Genomic DNA, 26064 nt, shown 5'->3' with positions numbered 1-26064 from the left:
ATTATTTCCACTGATCATAAAAACTTAACTTATGACGACGTGTGGACGTCATTAACCTATACCGATGAAGACCCATCAGATACCAATAATATCACTTTGTGGTATGACGGTCGTTCTCAAGCTAAATCAACTAACGGTAGCGGAGATGTTGCTAGTGCTAATCCTGAGAATTGGAACCGTGAACATTCATGGCCAAAAAGTCATGGGTTTTCAAGCTCTTCAACCGAAGCTTATACCGACATTCATCATTTAAGACCAACAGACATTAGTATCAATAGTTCTCGCGGCAACTTAGATTTTGACAACAGTGATGCACCACTTCCTGAAAGCGAAATTAACCGTATTGATGGTGATTCTTTTGAACCAAGAACTGACATCAAAGGTGACGTCGCTCGTATGATGTTTTACATGGATACGCGTTATGAAGGTTCGGATTCAGATTCAACGCCAGACTTACTTTTGGTTAATCGAGTCACTACCACAAGTGAAAGTAAGTTAGGTTGGTTATGTACATTAGCCGCTTGGAATACAGCTGACCCTGTGGATACGTCTGAAGAGTTACGTAATGACAGAATCTACCAGTTGCAAGGTAACAGAAACCCTTTTATTGATAACCCGAGCTGGGTAGAGATACTTTACCCTGCTGCCGATTGCGATACTGATGGCAGTGTTCCTGATCCCGAACCAGAGCCAGAACCAGAGCCAGAACCAGAACCGACTCCAGGTGGTAACAGTAACGCCGGCGTATTTATTAACGAAATTCACTATGATAATAGTAGTACTGATGTTGGTGAAGCGATTGAAATCGCAGGTTTCGCAGGTACTGATTTAGATGGTCTTAGCATAGTGTTATATAACGGTAATGGTGGTGGTACTTATAAATTTGTGGGTTTGTCTGGTGTGTTACCAAACCAACAAAATGGCTTTGGCACATTGTCTTTTGCAATTAGTGGTATCCAAAACGGTGGTCCCGATGGGATAGCATTAGTTGATGCATCTGATAACGTTTTACAATTCCTAAGTTATGAAGGTAGTTTTACTGCTACTAATGGCCCAGCTTTAAATATGACAAGTGTGGATATTGGTGCAGCAGAAGTAAGTAGTGCCCCGATAGGTACTTCGTTGCAACTAACAGGTACAGGTTATAAATCTAGTGATTTTGTATGGGCTAGTTCAAGTGCCGACAATTTTGGTGCTGTGAATACAGAGCAAACATTTGTAGCGCCAGACCCTTTCATAAACGAAATTCATTATGATAATTCAGGTACAGATGCTGGTGAAGCAATTGAAATTGCAGGCCTAGCAGGCACTGATTTAACCGGTATGAGCTTAGTGTTGTACAACGGTAACGGTGGAGCTGTTTATAATACAACTGGGCTATCTGGTGAAATAGATAACGAAGGAAATGGTTTTGGAACACTTTCTTTCGCCTATCCTGAAAATGGCCTTCAAAATGGTTCACCAGAGGGAATAGCCTTGGTTGATGCTTCTGGCAATGTACTGCAATTCTTAGGCTATGAGGGCAGTATGACGGCTACCAACGGTGTTGCCAATGGCATGACCAGTGATGATATTGGTGTTGCCGAGGCTAGCAACGCAGCCGTAGGTTCTTCATTACAGTTAACAGGTGATGGCTTTGAATATAGTGACTTTGTTTGGTCTGGCTCTAGTGCAGACAGCTTTGGTGATATCAACACGGGCCAAACCTTTGGTGGTTTTGGCGGCGGAGACGGTGAAGAACCAGGCGATTGTTGCGAAGAAACAACGTTAATTAGTGGCGTTCAAGGAAGTGCCGATGTTTCTCCTTTAGTCGGTGATACGGTTCTTATTGAAGGTATAGTGACTGCTTCTTCTGCAGGTATCGGTGGTTTCTTTGTTCAAGAAGAAGATGCTGATGCCGATGCAGACCCATCAACGTCAGAAGGGATCTTTGTTTTCTACGATGGTGATTTACCGGCTGTTGGAGACCTTGTGAGTGTGATTGGGGATGTTTCAGAATTTTATGCTCGCACACAGTTAACAACAACTGAAGCGCCTGAAGTTATTAGTATTGGAAATGCCTTGCCTACAGCCTCTGCTTTATCTCTGCCTTTTGCAGACGCAGCAGGAGCTGAGTTTTTGGAAGGTATGTTAGTGTCTACAGCACAAGCTTTAGTTGTCACTGATAACTTTACTTTAGGACGTTTTGGACAAGTTACATTATCAACTGAACGTTTGTTCACACCGACTAATGTATTTGCTCCTGGTTCAGATGAGGCAAATAACCTAGCAGCTGCAAATGCACTAAATCGTATTTTGTTAGATGACGGTGATAACACCGGTAATCCAGAACTTGTTGTGTTCCCCACTGGTGGTTTGTCTGCGTCTAACACATTACGTTTAGGTGATACTGTTGCGTCATTAACAGGTGTTGTGGACTATAGCTTCGGTGATTACCGCGTTATACCCACTCAAAATCCTACATTTGTTGCCACCAACCCTCGCACTGCTGAACCTGAATTGAACTTAGGCAATTTGAAAGTAGCTAGCTTAAATGTGCTTAATTACTTCAATGGTATTGATGGTTCTGGGAGTGTTTGTGGTCCAACTGCAAGTTCTAGTTGCCGAGGAGCGGATAGCGATTTGGAATTTGAACGTCAAAAAGCAAAAACGGTTGCTGCGATTGTCGCAATGGACGCAGATATTGTGGGTTTAATGGAAATCGAAAATAACGGTTTCTCTGAAGGCTCAGCAATTGATGATTTGGTTACAGGGATCAATTCCATTATGGGTGCGGGTACCTATTCTATTGTTGACCCTGGCGCTGCTATAGGCACGGATGCGATTACCGTTGCGTTTATTTATAAACCGAGTGTTGTATCACTAGCTGGCGCCGCACAAATTCTAGATAGTAGTAATTCTATCTCTGATGAAGATGGCGTCGTGTTATTTGTTGATACTAAAAACCGCCCATCTTTAGTTCAAGAATTTGCTTTGGTTGAAAATGGAGAAACACTAGTTATCAGTGTTAACCACTTAAAATCTAAAGGTTCGGGTTGTGGCGCAGGCGACGATGATACATCTACCGGTCAAGGTAACTGTAACCTCACTCGTACTCGTGCTGCACAAGCTTTAAGTGCGTTTCTAGATGCTCAGTACCCTGATACAGCCACGTTAATCATCGGTGATTTAAATGCTTATGCGAAAGAAGATCCAATTAGCGCACTAGAAGGGGCGGGTTATACCAACCTAGTGAATTATTTTGGTGGTGCTGAAGCGTATTCATATAGCTTTAGAGGCCTTTTGGGTTATCTAGACCATGCGTTAGCTAATAACAATGCCTTGGCTAAAGTGGTGGACGTGACTGAGTGGCATATCAACGCTGATGAGCCGATTATTATTGATTATAATGTTGAGAATAAATCATCTGGTAATCCTGATGATCTTAGTATTCCTGATAATGTCACTCTTTTTTATGCAGATGACGCATACCGCATGTCTGACCATGATCCTGTTTTGATTGCATTGCAGTTTGATGCGCCAGTTGCTGAAGCTCCTGAGACAGATGCTGATGTCAATCAAGATGGCAGTATAGATTTTGCTGACTACATGGCTATTTATGGCATGTTAGGCAGTGCAACTGGTGATGCTAACTATAATGCCATTGCTGATTATGATACTGACGGTGCGATTACTTATGCTGATTTACAAGCTTGGTATCAGTTGTATTTAGGTCAGTAATATTTACCGGCGGCTTACTTTTTATTAATAGCAAGCCGCCAAAATTAAAATTTAACAATAGAGATGTTTACGATGAAAAATGTAATTCTAGGTAAAAATATGTTTCGTTCTTTGGTTTTGGCTAGCAGCTTAATATTTAGTGCCTTTAGTGTGCAGGCTGGTGTAATTTTATCTTTTAGTGAAGATGATATAGAAGTAGGTCTTAATGAGACTTTCACCGTTGAATTATATGCCGATACAGGTTCTACAGGGATCGCAGATGGAATAGGAAACTTTAATTTAGATCTTAGCTTTGATAATAGTATTATCGAACTAAAAGGTTTTAGTGTAGGTGGTTTATTTGGTGCACAAAGTTCTTTTGGTGGTACGTTTACACCTATATTTTCTATTCCTCCTTTTCCACCTACTTTAGTGGCTCTAGGTTCTGATATTTTATTAGGGACTTTCACTTTTAAGGCAACGAACTATGGGACTACATCCCTTCGTTCTATTAGTGAGTCTTTTAACAACTTACTTATTGGTCCACTTGAAACTGATACTTCAGCTTCAGCTAATATCTCAGTTGTGTCTACCCCAGCTACTTTGGGTTTGTTTGCTATTGCGTTAGCAGGATTAGTGAGATTACGCCGCAAAGCGTAGTTTACACAGCATTAAAAAAGGCGGTTGATTTACATCAACCGCCTTTTTGTTTTAAGCTATTAGCAGTAGTTAATTACTGATAATCAAACTCACTATCAGTGACCACCATCAAATCTTCAGCACCATTAAACAAGTTGGTTTTAAAACCGTCTTTTCTGGGTAACAATCTTTTCATATAAAAAGCACAAGTGTTGGTTTTGCCTGCTTTAATACTATCGATATCTGAATGTTGTGCAGTATCTGCCATGCTCAACCAAATCACCCCTAACAAACAATAAGCACTGTAGTGCATAAAGTCGTATGCAGTTCCGGCTAAATCAACAGTGTTTAACTGCTTTAGCTCAGTAGCCGTTGCAAACCATTCTGCTAAAAGGGCGGTGGCTTGTACTTGGTTATCAACATTTGTCATTTGTTCAATTTTGCTACTAAACAATGCAAAAGTATCTTCCAGCATAGTGCCTTTGTCGCGAGCCAGTTTTCTGGAGATCAAATCCAGAGCCTGAATGCCGTTTGTTCCTTCGTACAACTGAGTAATTCTTGCATCGCGCACCAATTGCTCCATGCCCCATTCGCGAATGAATCCATGGCCACCATAAACTTGTACGCCTAGGTTGCTCATCTCAGTCGCCATATCTGTCATAAAGCCTTTAACGATTGGGGTTAAAAAGGAAATTACATTTTTGGCTTTATGTTTGTTGGGTTCATCACCAAATCGTTCAATATCCATTTGTTGCGCATACAGCAAGGCTAAAGCACGACAGCCTTCGGCTATGGCTTTTTGAGTCAGTAACATTCTGCGCACGTCAGGCTGGTGGATGATAGGGTCGGCTTTTTTGTTTTGTTCTTGTACGCCTTGTGGAGCGCGAGATTGCAAACGTTCTCGGGCGTAGGCTAGCGAACCTTGGTAAGACGCTTCTACAATGCCTAGGCCTTGCAAGCCAACTTGAAAGCGAGCGTCATTCATCATGGTAAACATACAGGCGAGGCCGTTATTCGCTTCGCCTACTAAAAAACCTTGGGCTGAATCAAAATTCATCACACAAGTAGGGCTGGCTTTTAGGCCCATTTTTTTCTCAATACTGCCCACAGTGACTGCGTTTCTTTGGCCTATGCCGCCGTCTTCAAGTGGCAGAAACTTGGGAGCTAAAAACAAACTAATGCCTTTTACCCCCGGAGGTGCATCAGGGAGTCTAGCAAGCACCAAATGCAGGATATTGTCGGTCCAATCGTGATCACCAGAAGAGATAAATATTTTGCTGCCGGTAATATTAAAACTGCCGTCTTCATTGGGCACTGCTTTGGTGCTTAATAAACTTAAGTCTGTACCAGCGTGTGGTTCGGTTAAACACATAGTGCCAGCCCACTCACCAGAAATCAGTTTAGCCAAATATGTGGCTTTTAGTTCATCGCTTGCATGTTTAGTAATGGCTAATATGGCACTCTCGCTTAACATGCCTGTTAAGCGCCAGCTTAAGTTGGCTGAATCGAGCATTTCATGCACTGGCACCGCAACAGTATTTGGCATATCTTGCCCATCGTAGTCAGCATTTCCCAACATGGAGTTCCATCCGTTTGCTACATATTCTTTATGAGCCTCTGCAAACCCATCGGGGGTGGTGACGTTTCCATCAATTAATTTGGCGCCTTGTTCGTCACCTTCTCGATTTAATGGAGCGATGACCTCTTCAGCAAATTTTGCACCTTGAAGTAGAATTTCATTGACCAGTTCTTGATCAAAATCTTCTAGTCCTAATTTTTGATAATGTGCGGATAGGCTTAACCAGTCATGCAGTATAAATTGCATGTCTTTTATTGGGGCGCTGTACTCGGGCATAGAAATAATCTCTAAAAATCTAATATTGTAGACATTATACTGCTATTTATCGGTTTTGGTTGCTAAAAGTCAGGTAATGACTATTAAACGTGTTGATATCGCGATAGTGATTTCATGAATGTTCGCTGCTTTTAGCCGAAGTTTGTTATTATAATTGCGTATATGCTTCTCGCACATCAATCAAATTGGTCTCGTTAATCCATTGATCTTGTTGCGTCTCAAATGGGTTAACTAACTCAATGTCGCTGGTCGAACGTTTGGCCCAAGAGGGGACGGTAAACACCTTAAGTTGGCGCGAAAAATCGTCTGTTAGATTACAAGCAAAATATTGGGTTTGATTTTGATCGGTGAAAAGTAACTTACCCACTTCCACATTTAGTCCCGTTGTTTTCCAAACTGCTTTATGTGCTGTGCATTGTGCACTGGTTGATGGGTGTTGTTTATGACTAGGTAAATGCCAACCGTCTTTATTCTGGCTTTTGATTGCCAATAATTTACCGTTAGATTTTATTAGACAGGCCGCGGGTGAATGAGCTGTTTCTGGATATTGTGCATTAGTACGACACATCGGTTCTGCAGGGAGCTCTCTGCTGCACCCTAAAACAAAAAATGTTACAAATACTAAGGTGATAAATAGTCTGTTTTGCAAAATGATACGTACTCTAGTGGCCACAGAATGAGGTATTATCACATTAATTCTCTTATTCTCCATCATTAACTGTTAAGACTCGTCATTTAGCCATTGCTGTAACGGTCTTCTTCGGTACTAAATTTAAATAGGTCGTCCAATGTTTAAAGGATTAAAGTTTTCTCCTCTGCTAGTTGCCGTCATTTTGTGTGTTGGGCTAGTCGCGTATTTGTACCTGCCAAAAGATGTGTCTCAGCAATCTAGGCAATCTAACCCTACGTTAGTGAGAGTGCATCAAGCTGTTGAGGAGGAATTTGAGGTAGTAGTAGAAGGTTTAGGCACAGGTAAAGCAAATGAGTCTGTACTTATTACTACCCAAACGTCAGATATTGTTCAGAATATTCTCTTTGACGATGGTGACAGAGTCAAAGCCGGTCAAGTATTGCTGACTTTAATCGACTTAGAAGAAAAAGCGCGATTAGCTGCTTTAGATGTTGATTTACAAGAAGCAAACCGCCAATTAAAGCGAGTCGCTAACCTAGCCAAGAAGAATGCCGCGTCTGAGCAGTTATTGGATGAGCAACAAGCTAAGGTAAATGCACTTATAGCTGAAATGAATGTACTTAAAACTCAAATGTTAGCACTCCAAGTAAGAGCGCCTTTTGAGGGTGTTTTAGGGTTGCGTCAAGTGAGTGTTGGAGCATTAGTTAGGCCAGGTGATGCCATTACCACTTTGGATGATTTATCGACTCTCAAAGTCGATTTTAATATTGCTGAAGTTCACTTACCCAGTGTGGCCATTGGTCAAAATATCCGTGCGACTTCTATTGCCTACCCAGGTGAAACGTTTACAGGTCAGATACTAAGTATCGGCTCTAGGGTTGATGCTGCTACTCGAGCGATCCAAATTCGAGCCAACATCAACAATGACGATTTTAAACTACGCCCGGGCATGTTGTTACAGATTAATTTACAGAAAAAGTTACTGAATACGTTAGTACTGCCAGAGGCAACCTTGGTACCTATCGAAGATAAACAATTTGTATTTGTTGTTAGAGACCAAGCGGTAACCAGAACGCAAGTGAAAATAGGTTTACGTAAACCAGGCATAGTACAAATTGTCTCTGGTTTAAAAGAGGGTGACCTGGTTGTGGTCGAAGGTGCATTAAAATTAAGGGACGGCTCAAAAGTCAAAGTGTTGAATGCTGATGAGATAAAGGAGTAAGCCATGTTACTTTCAGATGTTGCGGTTAAACGCCCTGTTTTTGCATCCGTTGTTAATTTGCTACTCGTGGTGTTTGGTATTGTTTCAATCAGTTTATTATCATTGCGCGAATATCCAGATATCGACCCGCCAATAGTGTCGATTAACACTAATTATCCCGGAGCTTCGGCCTCTATTATAGAAACGCGTATTACGCAGTTAATAGAAGAGCGTATTAGCGGTATCGAAGGTATTAAAAATATTGAATCTAGCAGCCGTAATGGCCGCTCTTCTATTAGTATTGAATTTGACCTGTCTAGAGATATTGATGCCGCATCAAATGACGTGCGAGAGCGAGTTAGCCGAGTTTTAAACAACCTACCCGATCAAGCAGAACCACCTGAAATATCTAAGTCAAATTCAGACGAAAACGTTATCGTTTGGTACAACCTGAGAAGCGATAATCTATCGGTGATGGAGTTGACCGATTATGCAGATAGATTTGTAGTCGACCGTTTGTCTGTTGCAGAAGGGGTTGCGCGCGTTCAATTAGGAGGCGGACGCAGATATGCGATGAAGGTTTGGCTCGACAGAAATGCCATGGCTGCCAGAGATATTACCGTTACCGACATCGAGAACGTTATACGCTCTGAGAATGTCGAGTTACCCGCTGGTGAAGTTGAGTCTGTTGACCGTGATTTTGAAGTCCGAGTAGCCAGAAGTTTTCTTAGTCCGGAAGATTTTTCAAATCTTACAATCAAGGCCAGTGCCGATGGTTACTTAGTGAAACTCAAAGAAGTCGCCAGAGTGGAATTAGGCGCCGAAGACGATGAGACAGAATTTCGCGGGGGTGGCGTAAACATGATTGGACTGGGCATTGTTAAACAGTCCAAGGCCAACACTCTAGAAGTGGCCAGAGCCGCAAAAGCTGCAATTAAACGTATTGAACAGACTCTGCCAGATAACATTTTTATTGTTTCAAGTTACGACTCCTCGGTGTTTATTGAAGCGTCTATAAACGAAGTGTATGAAACCTTGGCCATTGCTATATTGATGGTGGTGTTAGTGATATATGTGTTTTTAGGCAATATACGGGCAACGTTGATCCCAGCCGTTACCGTACCTGTGTCTCTGGTTTCTGCCTTTATCGTTATGTACGCCTTGGGTTTCTCTATCAACTTATTAACCTTGTTAGCGATGGTTTTAGCGATAGGCTTAGTAGTAGACGACGCGATAGTTGTATTGGAAAATATATCCAGACGAATCGAAATGGGTGAACCGCCTCTTCTAGCTGCTTATCGAGGGGCTAGAGAAGTTGGCTTTGCGGTCATAGCGACCACCTTAGTGCTAATCTCTGTTTTTGTACCCTTGGTGTTTTTGCAAGGTAATATTGGTAGGTTGTTTACCGAATTTGCTTTGGCAATAGCAGCAGCCGTTGCCTTTTCTAGTGTTACTGCCTTAACGCTCTCACCCATGATGTGTTCTAAATTATTGAAAAAACGTACTAAACCCTCTGGATTTGCCCATTGGGTAGATACTAAATTTAGTAAAATTGAAACGGGCTATTTTAACGGTCTAGGTACTACCTTACATCAACCTTGGTTAATGAGCTTGTTGGTGATTGGCAGCATAGTGGCGTTATTTAAGTTGGTTGATATATTGCCTAGTGAGTTTGTTCCCAAAGAAGACCGAGGCAACTTTTTTATACTTATGCAAAGTGCAGAGGGCTCTAGTTTTGAGATAAACGCAGCTAATTTGAAAAAGATTGAAAGTATATTATTGCCTTATACAGAAACAGGTGAAGCTGAACGTATCATAGTCAGAACGCCAGGCTTTGGTGGCACTGCTGGTATTGCCATAGTGGGTACACCTATTGGCCCAGATAAAAAGGGATCGACTTTTGATTTGATGGATGAAATCAGTGGTAAATTGGTGACTATTCCTGACGTCACTGCTTTTGCTGTCATGCGAAGTGGAATTGGAGGGCGAGGATTAGGCCGGCCAGTGCAATTTGTGTTGCAGGGTAATACCTATGAAGATCTCGTTGAGTGGCGTGACATTGTATTAACCAAGGCCAGAGGAAACCCTAAATTGGTTCGAATGGACTCGGATTACAAAGAAACCTGGCCACAGTTATTGGTTAATATTGATAAGAATCGAGCAGCAGATTTAGGTGTGTCTATTAGCGATATAGGTCGCACCCTTGAGACCATGTTAGGCCAAAGACGAGTGTCGACTTTTCTGGATAAAGGTCAAGAATATGATGTGATCATGGAAGGCTGGGAAGAAGATTATCGTAGTCCTTCTAGTATTGAGAATATTTATGTTCGTTCGTCGCAAACGAATAAATTAATCCCTTTAGATAACTTATTGAGTGTAAGCGAAAATGCCACGTCATCGCGACTCAATCGATACAATAGAATGCGTAGCATCACTATTAGTGCCAACCTTGCCGATGGTTATACTGTGGGTGAAGCATTAGAATATTTACGTAACATTGTGGCAACTGAGCTTCCTGAAGAAGTGGCTATTGATTATAAAGGTGAGTCTCAGCAATTCCAAGAATCTGGTAACGCCATCTTATTTATTTTTGTCTTAGCACTGGCTATCACTTATTTAGTTTTAGCAGCGCAATTTGAAAATTGGATCCAGCCATTCGTAATCATGTTAACTGTGCCCTTGGCGTTAGTTGGCGCGTTCATTGGTTTGTACTTTTCCGGCATGACTCTTAATATATACAGTCAAATAGGTTTAGTGATGTTAATTGGCTTAGCGGCTAAAAATGGCATCTTAATTGTTGAATTTGCCAACCAACTGCGGGATGCGGGAGTAGAGTTTGAAGAAGCGCTGCGTAAAGCCGCTACTCAAAGATTGAGGCCAATAGTCATGACTGGTTTTACTACTATTTTTAGCTCACTACCTTTGGTTTTAGCCACAGGAGCTGGGGCAGAGAGTAGAACCGTAATTGGCATGGTGATATTCGCAGGAGTGACCGTTTCGGCATTTTTAACCCTTTATATCGTGCCAACAGCCTATTATTTACTTGCTAGACATACCAGCTCACCCAATGAACGAGCGCAAAAAATAGCAGACTTAGAAGTGAGCATGACCTATCGTAAAGGTGAGGAAAACAAACCTTCTTAACTAACCACTACTTTTGAAAGAGGCTGTTGCCACTATAGGTCAACAGCTTCTATTCAACAGATAGTTAAACACAAGTATTCTCGTTTATACTCTGTTCGTTTTAATCGATTTTTTCCTCTTCCTTCTCTCTATTACTCTCTAAATTTAAGCTTTTTTCTATCAAAAAACACAGTCTGATTTTGCCTGGTTTTATGCTTTGTTCTTATTTTTCGATTAACTAAATCGTTTTTATTCAATCCACGTTTTAGCACTTATTAACTAAAGTATTTAGCAACTTTTACTGGCTGCTTCATTTCTGAAACGCGAAATTTAGGTGTGAGTGGTTGAATGTGTCAGTAGAGACGGAGAATTGTCTGAGTTATCAAAAATATGGTGACTCTTCATTGTTTAGAGTGGAGAAGATAAAAATGAAAAAACAAAATGTATTCTTAAAATCAAGCTTAGCGGGCTTGGTTGGTTTGGCCTTGATGACAGGCAGTGCCTTTACGCAAGCGGCTGAAATGACCAAACCTAAAGGTGCTGTGGGAACGGGCAGCACTAAAGAAGGTCAGCCAAGATCGAATCAATTTTGGTGGCCAGATCAACTGGATTTGTCAGCCCTTAGAGATCACGATGCTAAATCAAATCCTTATGGCGCTGACTTCGATTATGCCAAGGCATTCAGCAAACTTGATTTAGACGCGGCGAAAAAAGACATCGATGCATTACTTACCACCTCTCAAGATTGGTGGCCATCAGACTTTGGTAACTACGGGCCATTCTTCATTCGTATGACATGGCACAGCGCAGGCACGTATCGCACACTTGATGGTCGTGGTGGTGCGGGAGGCGGTCAGCAAAGATTCGACCCACTTAATAGTTGGCCTGATAATGGCAACTTAGATAAAGCACGACGCCTTTTATGGCCGATCAAACAGAAATATGGTGAATCACTATCTTGGTCGGATTTAATTGTACTAGCAGGCAATGTAGCCCTAGATAACATGGGTTTTCAAACCTATGGTTTTGCTGGTGGCCGAGCAGATGATTGGGAACCAGATTTGGTTTACTGGGGCCCAGAAGTAGAAATGCTGGCCAGTGACCGAGAAGACAGAGATGGCAAATTGCAGCGACCACTTGGCGCTACTCACATGGGGTTAATTTATGTCAATCCAGAAGGGCCAAAAGGCAAACCTGACCCACTAGGATCTGCCAAAAATATCCGAGTTGCCTTTGCGCGCATGGCGATGAACGATGAAGAAACACTGGCGCTTATCGCTGGTGGTCATACATTTGGCAAAATGCACGGTGCTCGTAAACCAGCTGATTGTATGGGAGCTGAGCCAGCTGGAGCAGGTATTGAAGAACAAGGCCTTGGTTGGAAAAACAAGTGTGGCAAAGGCCATTCTGAAGATACCACCACCAGTGGATTGGAAGGCGCTTGGACTCAAGCACCTACTCGTTGGACTTCACTCTATTTGAGTAACTTACTCAACTTTGAATGGAAACAAACTCGCAGTCCTGCAGGTGCTATTCAGTGGATACCCACAGACGAGTCTTTACATAAAATAGTGCCAGACGCGCATGTTAAAGGTAAGTTTAATGCACCAGTGATGACCACTGCTGATTTAGCATTGAAGTTTGATCCTGAATACAAAAAAATAGCCGAGCGATTCTTGGCCGACCCTGAAGAATATCGCTTAGCGTTTGCCAAAGCTTGGTACAAATTAACGCACAGAGATATGGGGCCGCCGCGTAATTTCCTCGGAAAAGACCTGCCAAAAGATATCCAAATTTGGCAAGACCCTATTGCAAAAGAAAGCCAATCTAATATCGATGCTGATGATGTCAAGGAGCTTAAAGCCAAAATCTTAGATTCAGGCCTGACTTCTGCAGAATTAGTACGCGTGGCTTGGGCTTCTGCTGCAAGTTATCGTGGTACTGATATGCGCGGTGGCGCTAACGGTGCACGTATTGCACTTGCCCCACAAAAAGACTGGGCTGTGAATAATCCTGCTGAAGTCGCCAAAGTGTTAAACGTATTGAAAGACATTCAAGAAGATACCTCTAGCGGATTGTTTAATAGTGATAAAGTGTCGCTGGCTGATTTGATTGTATTGGGCGGTGCAGCTGCTATCGAGAAAGCAGCAAAAGACGCTGGGTTTAAAGTGTCTGTGCCTTTTACTCCTGGTAGAGGTGATGCAACCCAAGCACAAACTGATGTGAATTCATTTAGCTTGCTAGAACTGAATGCAGATGGTTTCCGTAACTATTTTAACGCTTCAGCTAGTTATAAATCGCCAACAGAGATGTTGGTTGATAAAGCTGATCAACTGAACTTGTCAGTGCCAGAAATGACGGTGTTAGTGGGTGGTCTACGCGCACTGAATGCTAATCATAACCAAGCAGCACATGGTGTATTGACCGACAAACCCGGCACATTAAACAATGACTTTTTTGTGAACTTGCTGGATATGTCAACCATGTGGAAAAAAGCCGATACTGATGGTGTATTCGAAGGTGTAGACCGTAAAACGGGTCAAAAGAAATGGACAGCCACCTCTGTTGATTTAATCTTTGGTTCTAACTCGGAACTACGGGCAGTGGCCGAAGTATATGCGTATGACACTTCTAAACAAAAGTTTGTAAATGACTTTGTTAAGGCGTGGACTAAGGTGATGAATTTAGATAGATAATTCAGGCTTCATTGTGATTAAGTGGTGGTTAACAGATTTAACCACCACTTAATTTATTTCAAACGCTAACCTTACCAATCAATTCAATGTATCATTTCAGCCAATAGTCCCCCGTAGATTGATTTTTAGAGCAAAACATAGGTTCTTGTAAATCACCAAAATCCAAAATTGAGATACAAAAATGAAAGTTTTATTAACACTAAGCTTGTTATTTTTCTGTGTGCTAAAAACCCACGCACAAAGTGTGACGGACAAGCTGATAGTGGCTTTGGTAGATAAACATTTGCCCCAAGTATTGCACCAAGAAAAAGCTACTCCTTGGAAAATGGGTACCTATGATTTAACGGTAAATAAAATAGGTGGCGCTGTATTTTCTAGTACACACAAATATTTAAGTTTAACGGTACCGATAAAAGTGCTGATGACCGGGCAAGTAAACAAAGAATTTTTAGGGCAAAAAATCCTACTTAATTGTTCGTCTGAAATGGTCACTCAAGCTAGGTTGGATATAGAGCCGGTAATTAATCCACCTGAATCAAAGGCGAATGTTGAAGTGTCTGTGCCTGTACCAGAAGCCAATTTGAATTGTGATGGATTAATCGTGGCCATCAAACCATTACTTGAGCAGTTGGTTGCCAGTAAAAAACAAGAATGGGAGCAGCAGCTAGAGCAAGACATAATGGTTATGTTTAAGCAGGTTGGGATATAATTTTTTTACTAATAGCAAAATATAAGGAGTACACATGTCGGGTGAAACAGATTTAAATAAACTGATTGGCTCTATGCAGCCCGTTTTGAGTGAATCAGAGTATGTGTTTGCTTCATTGGAGAAAGATAGCCAGGTTTCTGTTGCTGAGCTAGCGCCCCTTGGTACTTTCTACGAAAAAGAAGGCTTGACGGTTATTGTGCCTAAAACCAATGCCGATGTTTCAGGCCTTTCTTATGAAGGTGTATTTCAGTGCATCACACTCAATGTGCATTCTAGCCTTGACGCAGTTGGGCTAACGGCTGCGGTGTCAGCTGCTCTTACTCGTGAAAATATTAGTGCCAATGTCGTTGCGGCTTATTATCATGACCATATATTTGTACCCATTGCTAAGGCAAATCAAGCTTTATCCTGCCTGCAAAAGTTGGCCAGAGATTGCGAGTAGTAGATGATTAAAAAGCCAACTAGTTAAATGTATTTAGTTTTGCTGTTTCTCCTCATGGTTCGTATAAGTTGAATTCAGCCTAAGTGACCGACATAATCCCGCCATACAATCTGATAACAAGAGCAACCACATGACAGCAAATAACGCATACCCAATTGGTCAAGTTGGACAAAAATGGCAGGACAACGAAAAAGCCCAGTGGTTAGCGGTACAAAAGGTGAAACGCTCTTATGCTGATGATGTGCTGAGTCAGTTAGATGTGTTAGCCAGCCACTTCGACATTGAGCAATATGCCAGCTTAGATTATGCCGCTGGTACCTACCCTTTGTTTTCCCTAGGCAGCCCGAGTTGGGATAAGTCGAAACCCAATGTGCTAATAACAGGAGGTGTACATGGTTATGAAACCAGTGGTGTGTTTGGTGCTTTGAGGTTTGCTGCATCGGCCGCCAAAGCGTATCACGACAGATTTAATCTAATGATTGTACCTTGTGTCAGCCCTTGGGCTTACGAAACCATCAATCGTTGGAACCCTCTTGCGATTGATCCTAACCGCTCATTTTATGCAAATAGCCCTGCTCCTGAGTCAGCTGCTTTAATGAAGTTGGTCTCTGGTTTGGATTTCTTAATGCACATCGATTTACATGAAACCACAGATACCGATAATTCTGAATTTCGCCCCGCGTTAGGTGCAAGAGACGCGGTAGAACATAAAGAATGGGCTATTCCCGATGGTTTTTATACTGTGGGTGATACCTTAAAACCTAGCCCTGAATTGCAGAAAGCTATTATTGAGTCTGTTGAAAAAGTAACCCATATTGCACCTGCCGATGCGAGTAGAAGAATTATTGGCGAACTTATTCAGCAAAAGGGCGTGATTAATTATGCGACTAAAGCCTTAGGCCTATGTGCAGGACTCACTGATGCTGAGTTTGTGAGTACTACAGAAGTGTACCCAGATAGTCCGAAAGTGGATGCTGAAAACTGCATTCAAGCCCAAGTTGCAGCTATTACCGGCGCATTAGATTTTGTCGCAGACATTTAATCTCTAACCAATGAATCCTTTTGGCATGTAAAACCGTAACTTACTTAATTAATGAAAATAAGTGATTGATGTGATGAAACAATTTTCTATGTTTTTGCTGTTTGTAATAGTGTTTAGTAGCTGTGCAAATTATGAATACCCTAGCCAAGTGACCATTGGTGGCAGCATGGTTGAAGCCACAGGCGAAAGTTTGGAAGGTAACACAGTGGTGATCCCTAAAGACTTTATTGGCCAAGAAACCCTATTACTGTTTGGTTACAAACAAGACTCGCAGTTTGATATTGACCGTTGGTTGATAGGCCTTGATATGACTCAAACCCAAGTAGCCACATATGAGATCCCTACTATTCAAGGCATGTTGCCTCGTATGTTTAGTGGGTTTATCGACGGCGGTATGCGTAAAGGCATACCCAAGCAGTTGTGGAAAGGTGTGGTCACAGTGTATGCCGATGGCGATAAAGTGCAGCGCTTTACTGGCAACCTAAACCCTAACAATGCGCGGGTTATGTTACTCAACAAAGAAGGCACTATTGTTTATTTTTACGATCAAGGCTTTTCGGTTGAGGCGCTGAACGAAGTCCGAGAGGCATTGGAAAACTAGCCAATGCTTTGAGTGAGCACTAATAATGGAGTGCTCACTCAACTTTTTATTTAATTCAGCAAGTTCTGCTGAAAAAACAACACTACTGCTTGCTGATAGATATCTCGATTTTCTTTTTTGCGATAACCATGGCCTTCATTTAAGGCATTCATATACCAAACTGGTTTATCACTATCCCGCATGGCTTTAACAATCTGTTCAGCTTCTGTTACCGGCACTCTGGGGTCGTTTTGTCCCTGCACTACAAATAATGGCACGTTGATTTTATGCACATTGGTGCTAGGACTGATAGCTTGCAAATGAGAATTCATTTCTGGAATTCTTTCGTCGCCATATTCAACTCGTCTTAAGTCGCGGCGATAGTCTTTGGTATTTTCTAGAAAAGTGACAAAATTAGATATGCCCACTATATCAACCGCAGCTTTTAGACGGTCGCTGTAATGTAATGCGCTAGCCAGCACCATATAACCTCCGTAACTGCCACCAATTACCGCCACTCGACTAGCATCCAAATCAGGTTGGCTGGCAATCCAATCCAATAGGGCGCCAATATCCTTTACAGAGTCTTCCCGGTTAAAACCGTTATCTAGGCCAATATATTCTTTACCGTAGCCAGCAGAACCACGTACGTTGGGAGTAATTACGGCTGCACCGAGTGTGTTTACCCATAATTGAGTGTTGCTGCTAAAGTAAGGTCTGGCTTGCCCTTCTGGACCTCCATGAATACTAATAATTACCGGGTGGGGGCCACTTTTATTAGGTTTATATACAAAGGCTGGTATTTGGCGTTTATCAAACGATTCAAAACGCACCAACTCAGGAACCACAAAAAGCTCAGTATTAAGTCCACCTACTTCACTGTATGTCCATCGACTTAATTCTTCATATTTTGTCGGTGAACGCTTTAGTCTTAATACAAAGCTGTCACTAGGCGTTTGTGAGGTATTTAAGCTCATAGCGAGATGTTTATCGTCTGGGCTAAAGGTTAAGCCACTAATCAAACCGATAGGCACATCTTGCACTGCTTGGTATTTAAAGTTTTTGGTGTCTAGTAGGTATAGCTGACTTATTCCGTCTTGATTCACAGTAAAGGCGGCGCGCTTGCCACTTTTACTTAAAGTGAAATTACTGACATTCCAATTAATATATTTAGTGATAATGGTCAGCTCAGCAGAAGTGAAATCTCTATAGGCTAAGCGCTGATATTCACTATCTTGGTTAGTGGTTAAAAAATACCCCTTATCATTCTTTCCATAACTCAAGGCATAATTAACACTTGGATTGTCTTAACTGCCGTCAAGTAGGGTTTTGTTACCTGAGTCTAAATCCAGAGCATAAACTTTAGAGTCACTGGCGCTGGTATATTGTTGTACTAATAGGTTTAGGTTTTTGTTATCCCAATCCACCGGTCCCCACCAACTGCCATCAGTGGACTCAAGCACTATACGACTTTTTTCAGGTGCTTGGGTGTCCAGCATCCATAAATCATTTGAACGACCATTACGTTTAGTGCTTTGGTACGCTATTTTGCCACCTTTATCGCTCCAGCTAATCGCACCATTACGGGACTCACCATCGGTTAACATTTTGCTGTCACCGGTTTTCGGGTCAAGGACAAAAATCTGTGAATATTCACTGCCCCCTGCATCCATAGTAAAGGCAATCATGTCGCCATCAGGTTGACGACTTATCGAGCCAATTGGCTCATCAAAAAAAGTTATTTGATGTCGAGCGCCCCCAGGTTTGTCAACTCGGTGTAACTGGCTTACATCACCAAACCGCGTCGAAATATAAATGCTTTTACCGTCTTGGCTGAAGTCGCGAAAAGGTGCAGAGCGTACATTTTGATAACGGTTGAGACTATCGACTATCTCCTTGGGAATTGCAGGAACGTCCTGCATCACTAGGTTACCGTTATTGGCTGTGCTTTCGGTTACCGCCTGAGCGGATAAACTCAGGCTAAGCACCATTGATGCAATAATATGATTTTTCATGTCTTATCCTTATGAACTGCTTTTGATGGATCAGATTGTTAGGATGAATCGTTATTAATCTTACAAATTAAGGCTAAATGATTCAGCTTGAACAGACAATTAGTATCTTGACTAAGTTGTAAAAATGTCCAAACTGCTCTACCTCGGAAAGACGCCTTCTCAACGACAAGCAGGTCTTCAGTATGCAAACAGAAATTCGTTATCGTTTTGAACGAGCACAATTAGCCAATCGATTTTTAAATGAGCTCAAACACTGGTCAGTAGCCGAAGTTAAAGCCAAATTATTTCATGGCTCAGATTCCGTCAAAATCACCTATGAATTTGATGGTAAAGGGTTCGATTACACTTGTTCAGAACTTGATGATCTAGCCAGTAAATATGGTGGTGAAGAGGTATGAAATTTTTTTCTGGTAAGTATGAGACATACAAATATTGTAATAAGTGAGTTAGCACTCAAAATAACATGTTCCAAGCTCTATTCGACCTTTGTATATGAAAAGCGGTCAGTATATTAATTAAGGTTCAGTTTTATATTTCAGATAAATATTCAATATCTTGAGAACAATATTTTTTTGACATTGAGTTACCACACTTCAAGCTTTGTTCTGAGTTAACTAATTGAGTCCATTTATGGAAATTTTCATACTCACTAGATGCCGTTTTTCCTATTGATTCAAGTTCAGTTATAAATTTATTATTTACATTCAATTGAGGCTGGAATGTTGAAAAATGGGTTACAGGAACGATAAAAAGTATCAATGCTACAGAAGCAGCAAGTGGTAAAAATTTACTAAAACTATCTCTAGAACTAGTTTCATTTATTCGTTTTTGTAGTTTTACTTCAAAGTTATCATTTAATGATGGTACATCAAGACTTTTAAATTGTTGTTTTAGCGCTCGAGCACGCTCTATTTTTAGAAAACATTGCTTACATTCATGTATATGTTCTTTAATCATTAAGCGTCTTTCAACGTTCAATTCATTATCAACGAAGTCGCCTAAATTTATTTGAATATCTTTACAGTTCATCAGCATTTTCTCTTGAAATTTTAATAACCTTTTTTCTAGCTGTATTAAGTCGAGAGCGAACAGTTCCTACTTTAATGTTCAATATGTCACTAATTTGCAAATAGCTAAAATCTTCTTTATCACATAGATAAATTATTTGCCTCTCGTCTGCATTTAAAATATTTAAAGCACGAACAATTTGTTGTTTATCTGCCTCATATATCAATTGTTCTTGCATGTTCGAAACTTCAACTTTTTCCGATTTATTAAACAACGTGGATAAGGAAAAAAATCGATATTTAGCTCGAAAATAATTAAGCACAATGTTCTTTGCTACGGAAAAAATATATGTCGAAAATTTGGATTCATGTCGAAAATTTTCTGCTTTCTTGTAAAGCTCAATAAATACATCTTGCGTTAAATCTTCTGCGTCATGTTTATGTTGTTTTATTTGAAAGTAAATGAATTCAAAAATCCTCTTTTTGTATCTAGTAACAAGGAGTTCATAAGAAATTCTTGAACCGTTCGAAAATTGACGGATTAATGTCTCATCTGACGGTTCATCCAAATCCTGATTACGAATTGGACTATCTTTTATTGAGTTATCTACCTTCCTTTTAAACACCGAAGTCACTAATCGTTCTCAAAACTCAAATTTTTAGTTTTATTTTGATTTTTTGATGCATAAAGATCAGTTACTGGGGTGTTCTTATCAACAATTTCAAAACTTAAGTTATCAAACCATACTTTGCCATTTCCATTGAGCAGCAAACCATAAGCCATGTTTGTTGCGTTATTTGGTATGTCTAGAACCATCGTATATTTTGACCACTCTGTGGTTTCTGTAATTGCTCGATTGTTCATGTTGTCAAAAGCTAAGGGTTTAATTTGTTCTCCATCGATTCTAAACCATGCGCCAGTCCAGCCAGTCACATCCAACGTTTTGATATGTACAGTCAATTGAACACGTTTACCTAAATAGCTTTCAACGCTAGAGTTCTGCATTAACGTACCGAAACCATTCGATTCTGCATTATCTGCCTCAATATATGCTGATTTACCTCCATCAATAGTAATATCTACATCCACGCCCATTTTGTAGTCAGAAGGAGCACTTCCTGCTTTAAACCAGCCTTCAGGTAGAACGTCTTTAGCTATAGTTGGTAGTGAACTTAACGTTAAAATACTAGCTAATATAGCTACATGATAAAAATTCATTTTAAATATTCTCTGTTAATGTTGACCATAAGTAACCATACAAAATAACTAGTTCATTTATATTCGACAAATAATTGGATATTAATTTCTCAACTTTCTGATTACACATCTAGATAGTTATTTCTTGTACCGAATTCTAGACACAAAGGGTTACAAACTGCGCATAAACTTTTATCTACTTTTTTGGTCTTATTACCTCACAACTCTTTTGGATAAGTAAATTATGAATTTCAATACTTCGTTTAAAAAATTAGCAAAAGAAAACTGGGGCATTGTGTTATTTGCTTTGGTGTTGTTCGCTTCACGAAGCAGTTTTGCTGATTGGTATGTGGTGCCTACTGGTTCAATGTTGCCAACCATTGTCGAAGGCGACCGAATTTTTGTAGATAAGATGGCGTATCGATTAGAAGTGCCTTTTACCGATATCGAAATTATGCAAACGGGTGAACCTAAACGAGGCGATATTGTCGTCTTCAATTCTGAAAAAGCCGGTAATCGATTAGTTAAAAGATTAATTGGAGAGCCAGGTGATCGGGTTGCCATGTCACAAAATAGGTTGACGATTAACGGTGTAGAAGTTACCTATTCAGCCAGAAAAAACACCTTTCAAAAAACCGAACATTTAGACAACGTTGAGCATGTAGTGCAGTTTTTACCCGTAGCTGAAACTAGAGATAGTTTTGCAGAAGTGACAGTGCCACAAGGGCATTATTTGGTATTAGGTGACAACAGAAATAACAGTGCCGACTCTCGATATTATGGCTTTGTACCTGCCATTGAGATTCAAGGTAGAGCTAAAAAAATATTAGTCTCACTAAACCCTGAAAATTACTATATCCCTCGAACAGAGAGGTTCAATATACCCCTGATTTAAAGGGGATTTACAAGATAAGCAGTTGGATCATTAGCAGGGGATGTTATCAATAGCCCTTGCTAATGTTTATTTATAGTAGATGTAAATGCAGCGTGAGCCCTGTTTGCAATATACTGATGCGCATTACAGGTCATAAAACTGTATGACATCCCACCTCAATAAAAATCACAAAAGGAATCTCAATGAGACGACTCGGACTTATTCTACTAAGCATGACTTTGTTCATTAGTTTTAATGGGCACAGCGCACATCACGGTGAAGCAAAGGCACATCAAAAAGCAGTATTGGTGACAGGCTCTAGTTCAGGGCTTGGATTGAGAATGACCCAAGAATTAAGTAAAAATGGTTTCTTTGTTTATGCTGGCGTGTTGCATAAAGATGAAATGAAAGTGATGAACGCAATGGAAAATGTTACCGCTGTGCAATTTGATGTGCGTAATCAAAATGAAATTGACGCTGCCGTGACTTTTGTTAAAGAACAAGGCCGTGGTTTATATGGCTTGATTAACAATGCAGGTGTGGCCGTGTTTGGGCCTATGATAGAGCTGCCCGTTGAGCAACTACAATATCAATTTGACGTAAATGTACTTGGGCCATTTCGTGTCACTCAAGCTTTTGCTCCTTTGATCATCGAAAGCAAAGGGCGTATTGCCACTACTGGGTCTATTGCAGGCATACTCTCTAGTTCAATGTTTGGCGCTTACAGTATGAGTAAACATGCTATTGAAGCTTATACGGATGCTTTGTCTAAAGAAATGACCCGTTTTGGCGTGAGTGTGCATGTTATCGAGCCGGGTAATTACGCTTCTAATATTGGTAATGCCGCGAATAAATTACTCAAGGATACAAATTATTGGACTGATGACAGCCAATATGTACAAGAACGTGATGGCATGATCGCAGGCCTAACTCAAGTCGAGAAAGGTGCGGATCCAATCGACGTCGCTCAAGCTGCTTTGCACATCATGCAAAGTGATGAGCCAAAGCTTAGATATATGGTGACCGCGACAGTAGGCCAGGCTGATGTCACCATTCGTCGTCAAATTAGCAAGATGTTAGAGCTAAACAATGGGCAAGTTCACCAGTTTGATCGCGCAAGATTGATTGAAATGTTGGATGAAGAAATTGACAAAATGTCAAAGAATAAAGCCGCTGCAAAGTAACTAACAGTGCCGGAATCAAGGTTATTCCTAATGGCGCGCGCACTTATCTGAGTGTGACGCGCAATAGGAATAAGTTGGTTAACAAGCGTATTTGTATCTATTGGCAGTTAGGCCGTTTCTATCTGTAAATTATATCCAGAATATTTGCGCATATTGATAACACGGTCGCCATCTAACATCAGATATTGACCTTTAATGCCCAGCAAGGTGCCTTCAAAGGTCAGTTCTTTATCTAAGTTAATCGACTTCACTTTCTCGGGGTATTGCTCCACGGGATAATGGATATCTATGGCTGGGGTATCGGTGATATCGATAGCTTGAAAGCCATATTCCTCAATAATTTCGTCTAGATCACCTTCAACTTGTTCCAGTAACGACTCTTTTAACGCCACTAAATCGACCTTTTCGGGCTGACTTTTGAGCATTGTTCGCCAATTGGTTTTGTCAGCAATATGCTCTTTAAAGGCCATTTCAACCATGCCGCTGGTTAACCTATTTTGGACGCGCATGATGGCAATGGCCTGCGTAGCACCTTGATCTAACCATCTGCTAGACACTCCGTCTGTCACATGGCGAGTTATGCCTACCTTGATCGTGCCTGTGTTGGCTAAATAAACAAAGTGGTCGGATAAACAGTTTGCTTCGCCCCAAGTTGGCTCTCGGCAGGTGCCTTGTTCGTAGTGGCAAAGTTCTGGCTTAATAATACAAGTATCACATTGGGCTAATTTCATTAAACAGCGGTAACAGTAACCTTGGTTAAAACTCTTCTTTGTTTTAGCCGCGCAATGTACACAATGTATTTCGCCGCCATAGCTAACTTTTAGTGATTGGCCAATCAGCGCATTCATATCGATTTTGTTATCGCCAATAGGCAGTGCATATTGGGCAACATTGTCAGAATTAGTCGTTACGTGCATTTTGCGGGTATTGCCTTGAAACAAGGTCATATAAATAGTGTCCAACAATGTTCATAAGAATATTGTGGCGAATTTAGCACAAAATTGTTCGTTTGATCTTGCGGCAAACGAAAAATATCAACAAGTATGGTTTTTTATATAGGTTGTTCCTTGTTTTATTGGCAACATGACCCAAGCTGTATATGTAGGACAAAAAAAACGTAAATCAGAGCAAAGAGGAAAATCTATGAAAATAAATGTTTCAGGTCATCATTGCGATATCTCAGAGTCAGTTAAAGAAGATATTAATCTCAAGTTTTCTAAAGTAGCCAGTCATTTCCCTACCCTAATCGCTATCGATATCATTGTGACTAAAGAACACGGTGAATATAGTGCAGAGGTTGCCACTAAATACGAAGGCACCAGTATTGCGGTCAAAGGTAAAGGTGCAGTGATGTACCCAGCCATTGCTCAAGCAAGTAAAAAATTAGATGCAGCACTTAAACATCGTAAAGGACAGTTAAAAGGTGATTTGCATGAAAAGCCTAGTGTTACCACGCCAGAAATAGCTCATGAAATTATTCAAGGTATGGATTTAACCTAAACCCTTCTATTATTCATTGCGCTCAAGTTAATCTTAATAGCTTGAGCGCTAATCAAAATATCACCTTTTACCCTAGCCCTGCCTTTTGCACTTTATTTACACATTCTTTGCCAGTTTCTTGCACATTGTTTGTTTGAATTATCGGTAAGCTTTACCCCTATTTAATTTAACGTGCAGGTCATATTATGAATTTGGTTAAGGCTGTAAAAATGAATAACTCAATAAAATTATTTTCACTTTGTTGTGTGATTGGACTTACTGTAAGCCTGTCTACTCATGCGCAAGAGCGTGGGCAGAAGAATAAGTCTACACATGAACGCCCACAATTTTCGGCGTTGGACTTAGATGGAGACGGTTCTGTTACCCTTACGGAGTTTGAACAAAGTAAGCTACCAAACAACGAACATGCGACTATTTTTGGGCATATTGACACAAACGGTGACGGGGTACTAACCGAAGAAGAATTTACTAGCCATAAGCCACCACGTCGCAAAAGGTAAGCATTGTTAGTTGAAATGGCGACTTTAAGTGAGTCGCCCTTTGTTAGTCCTTTTTAGGTGTTTCGGTTTACGTTAAGATATCTGTAACATTTAGCCAAAGCTGATACCAGACATCAACGTTTTAGCCAAACTTCAATCCCATTTTTCTGATCCTGATCTTAGTCATTTGCATACAGTGCAATCCCTTTGGAGTGGCTATGGAGAGATTGCTCGTTACCTAAGTCCTAGGCACAATAGCACCTTTATCGTTAAACATATTTCACCGCCGTTGGAGTCAGTTCACCCTAGAGGTTGGAATACTCAAACCGGTCATCAACGTAAATTACAGTCCTACCAAATTGAAGCTAACTTTTATCGAAACTATGCTGCATTGACTGATGACTATTGGGTAGTGCCCAAGTTGTTGGCGGATTTTTCAGAAAACCAACAACAACTATTAATCTTGCAGGATTTAGATCAAGCCGGTTTTTCGTTACGTAAAAATAAAGCGTCAATGTTAGATGTGATGTTAGGCATCAAGTGGCTGGCCTATTTTCACGCAAGGTTTTTACAACAAGACTGTTCAGACCTTTGGCCTATTGGCACTTATTGGTATCTGGCTACTCGCCAAGAAGAGCTAAAGGTGATGGAAGCGGGAAAATTAAAAGAGGCGGCTCAGGTGTTTGACTCTGCATTGAATAATGCGCGTTTTCAGACTTTGGTGCATGGTGATGCGAAGTTGGCTAATTTTTGTTTTCCCGATGACCAAGACCTTGGTCGCTTAGCCGCGGTAGATTTTCAATATGTGGGTAAAGGGGTAGGAGTAAAAGATCTGGTATACTTCCTAGGGGCGTGTCTCAATCAGGATGATTTAGTTAAACACGAAAAAACCGTTTTGGATGAGTATTTTTTGCAGTTTAATAAAGCACTTCATCACTATCAAATACAAGTGGATTTTAACGATTTAGAACAAGAGTGGCGCAAATTATACCCTATAGCTTGGGCAGATTTTTATCGATTTTTATTAGGCTGGAATCCCGGTCACTATAAAATCAATCCTTACATGCAAAAACAAACAGATTTTGCGCTAGCATCAATTTAGTGTAAGCAATTTAGGGGCTGTTGATCTTTCATACGTCCTCGAGACTGAGGTCATTTATTTGGATACCGAGGCGTTTGCCTTGAAGTTT

At 40.8% G+C, this 26064-nt stretch carries 23 protein-coding genes; 15 read left to right on the top strand and 8 right to left on the bottom strand.

Annotated features, from left to right (window positions below; genetic code table 11):
- Both QZ488_RS14300 and QZ488_RS14295 read left to right on the top strand, forming a co-directional pair.
- Positions 1–3720: ExeM/NucH family extracellular endonuclease (locus QZ488_RS14300; protein WP_293749940.1), on the top strand; the 3720-nt coding region annotated here is incomplete at its 5' end.
- A 72-nt stretch (positions 3721–3792) separates the two neighbouring features.
- Entirely contained in the window at positions 3793–4359 is a 567-nt protein-coding gene (locus QZ488_RS14295) for a hypothetical protein (protein WP_293749938.1), read from the top strand.
- Positions 4360–4432: 73 nt separating this feature from the next.
- On the opposite strand, the gene QZ488_RS14290 is transcribed toward QZ488_RS14295, so the two are convergent.
- Together QZ488_RS14290 and QZ488_RS14285 are read right to left on the bottom strand one after the other, a co-directional pair.
- Complete coding sequence (locus tag QZ488_RS14290; protein WP_293749936.1) at positions 4433–6193, bottom strand: acyl-CoA dehydrogenase family protein; 1761 nt, start codon at positions 6191–6193, stop codon at positions 4433–4435.
- A gap of 148 nt (positions 6194–6341) precedes the next feature.
- On the bottom strand, positions 6342–6884 hold the full coding sequence (locus QZ488_RS14285) for a hypothetical protein (RefSeq protein ID WP_293749934.1): 543 nt from the start codon (positions 6882–6884) through the stop codon (positions 6342–6344).
- 97 nt (positions 6885–6981) lie between these two features.
- On the opposite strand from QZ488_RS14285, the gene QZ488_RS14280 reads away from it, so the two are divergent.
- The 7 genes from QZ488_RS14280 (at position 6982) to QZ488_RS14250 (ending at position 16638) form a co-directional block, all read left to right on the top strand.
- The gene (locus QZ488_RS14280; protein ID WP_293749932.1) at positions 6982–8046 is read left to right on the top strand and encodes an efflux RND transporter periplasmic adaptor subunit; all 1065 of its coding nucleotides are present in this window, start codon (positions 6982–6984) and stop codon (positions 8044–8046) included.
- A gap of 3 nt (positions 8047–8049) precedes the next feature.
- On the top strand, positions 8050–11169 hold the full coding sequence (locus tag QZ488_RS14275) for an efflux RND transporter permease subunit (protein WP_293749930.1): 3120 nt from the start codon (positions 8050–8052) through the stop codon (positions 11167–11169).
- 407 nt (positions 11170–11576) lie between these two features.
- Complete coding sequence (gene katG, locus QZ488_RS14270; protein WP_293749928.1) at positions 11577–13844, top strand: catalase/peroxidase HPI; 2268 nt, start codon at positions 11577–11579, stop codon at positions 13842–13844.
- Positions 13845–14025: 181 nt separating this feature from the next.
- Complete coding sequence (locus tag QZ488_RS14265) at positions 14026–14553, top strand: hypothetical protein (protein WP_293749926.1); 528 nt, start codon at positions 14026–14028, stop codon at positions 14551–14553.
- A 34-nt stretch (positions 14554–14587) separates the two neighbouring features.
- Positions 14588–14995, top strand: coding sequence for an ACT domain-containing protein (locus tag QZ488_RS14260; protein ID WP_293749924.1), 408 nt, complete (start codon positions 14588–14590; stop codon positions 14993–14995).
- Between the two features lie 130 nt (positions 14996–15125).
- Positions 15126–16037, top strand: a complete 912-nt coding sequence (locus QZ488_RS14255) for a M14 family metallocarboxypeptidase (RefSeq protein ID WP_293749922.1) — start codon at positions 15126–15128, stop codon at positions 16035–16037.
- 73 nt (positions 16038–16110) lie between these two features.
- Positions 16111–16638 carry a hypothetical protein gene (locus tag QZ488_RS14250; protein ID WP_293749916.1) on the top strand — a complete coding sequence of 176 codons (528 nt, stop codon included), beginning with the start codon at positions 16111–16113 and terminating at the stop codon, positions 16636–16638.
- A 50-nt stretch (positions 16639–16688) separates the two neighbouring features.
- Here QZ488_RS14250 and QZ488_RS14245 read toward each other — a convergent pair whose 3' ends face one another.
- Positions 16689–17900: an alpha/beta fold hydrolase gene (locus QZ488_RS14245; RefSeq protein WP_293749914.1), complete on the bottom strand. Its 1212-nt coding sequence runs from the start codon at positions 17898–17900 to the stop codon at positions 16689–16691.
- A 24-nt stretch (positions 17901–17924) separates the two neighbouring features.
- On the bottom strand, positions 17925–18632 hold the full coding sequence (locus tag QZ488_RS14240; protein WP_293749913.1) for a hypothetical protein: 708 nt from the start codon (positions 18630–18632) through the stop codon (positions 17925–17927).
- A 182-nt stretch (positions 18633–18814) separates the two neighbouring features.
- Between QZ488_RS14240 and QZ488_RS14235 the strand changes: the two genes are divergently transcribed.
- Positions 18815–19030 carry a hypothetical protein gene (locus QZ488_RS14235; RefSeq protein WP_293749912.1) on the top strand — a complete coding sequence of 72 codons (216 nt, stop codon included), beginning with the start codon at positions 18815–18817 and terminating at the stop codon, positions 19028–19030.
- Between the two features lie 130 nt (positions 19031–19160).
- On the opposite strand, the gene QZ488_RS14230 is transcribed toward QZ488_RS14235, so the two are convergent.
- Genes QZ488_RS14230 through QZ488_RS14220 form a run of 3 tightly spaced genes read right to left on the bottom strand, consistent with a single transcriptional unit; the run spans position 19161 to position 20858 of the window.
- Entirely contained in the window at positions 19161–19661 is a 501-nt protein-coding gene (locus tag QZ488_RS14230) for a zf-HC2 domain-containing protein (protein ID WP_293749910.1), read from the bottom strand.
- Complete coding sequence (locus QZ488_RS14225; RefSeq protein WP_293749908.1) at positions 19651–20274, bottom strand: sigma-70 family RNA polymerase sigma factor; 624 nt, start codon at positions 20272–20274, stop codon at positions 19651–19653. The genes QZ488_RS14230 and QZ488_RS14225 overlap by 11 nt, the downstream gene beginning before the upstream one ends.
- Entirely contained in the window at positions 20274–20858 is a 585-nt protein-coding gene (locus tag QZ488_RS14220) for a hypothetical protein (protein ID WP_293749905.1), read from the bottom strand. Before QZ488_RS14220 ends, QZ488_RS14225 begins: the two co-directional genes overlap by 1 nt.
- Before the next feature lie 223 nt (positions 20859–21081).
- Here QZ488_RS14220 and lepB point away from each other — a divergent pair, with 223 nt between their 5' ends.
- Positions 21082–21732 carry a signal peptidase I gene (gene lepB, locus QZ488_RS14215; protein WP_293749903.1) on the top strand — a complete coding sequence of 217 codons (651 nt, stop codon included), beginning with the start codon at positions 21082–21084 and terminating at the stop codon, positions 21730–21732.
- A gap of 182 nt (positions 21733–21914) precedes the next feature.
- Positions 21915–22895 carry an SDR family oxidoreductase gene (locus QZ488_RS14210; RefSeq protein WP_293749901.1) on the top strand — a complete coding sequence of 327 codons (981 nt, stop codon included), beginning with the start codon at positions 21915–21917 and terminating at the stop codon, positions 22893–22895.
- Positions 22896–23002: 107 nt separating this feature from the next.
- Here the strand turns inward: QZ488_RS14210 and QZ488_RS14205 are convergent, their stop codons facing one another.
- On the bottom strand, positions 23003–23842 hold the full coding sequence (locus tag QZ488_RS14205) for a DUF2797 domain-containing protein (RefSeq protein WP_293749899.1): 840 nt from the start codon (positions 23840–23842) through the stop codon (positions 23003–23005).
- Between the two features lie 196 nt (positions 23843–24038).
- On the opposite strand from QZ488_RS14205, the gene raiA reads away from it, so the two are divergent.
- The 3 genes from raiA to QZ488_RS14190 all read left to right on the top strand — a co-directional run bounded on the left by raiA (position 24039) and on the right by QZ488_RS14190 (position 25976).
- Entirely contained in the window at positions 24039–24395 is a 357-nt protein-coding gene (gene raiA / locus QZ488_RS14200; RefSeq protein WP_293749896.1) for a ribosome-associated translation inhibitor RaiA, read from the top strand.
- Between the two features lie 209 nt (positions 24396–24604).
- Positions 24605–24895: an EF-hand domain-containing protein gene (locus QZ488_RS14195; RefSeq protein ID WP_293749894.1), complete on the top strand. Its 291-nt coding sequence runs from the start codon at positions 24605–24607 to the stop codon at positions 24893–24895.
- Between the two features lie 175 nt (positions 24896–25070).
- Positions 25071–25976 (top strand): oxidoreductase family protein, encoded by a 906-nt coding sequence (locus QZ488_RS14190; RefSeq protein WP_366509041.1) that lies wholly within the window; start codon positions 25071–25073, stop codon positions 25974–25976.
- Positions 25977–26064 lie beyond the last annotated feature (88 nt).

The organism is uncultured Paraglaciecola sp. (assembly GCF_913020055.1).
Taxonomy (GTDB): Bacteria; Pseudomonadota; Gammaproteobacteria; order Enterobacterales; family Alteromonadaceae; genus Paraglaciecola.
The sequence above is the reverse complement of the archived record's forward strand: the minus strand, read 5'-3'. Positions and strand labels throughout refer to the sequence as shown.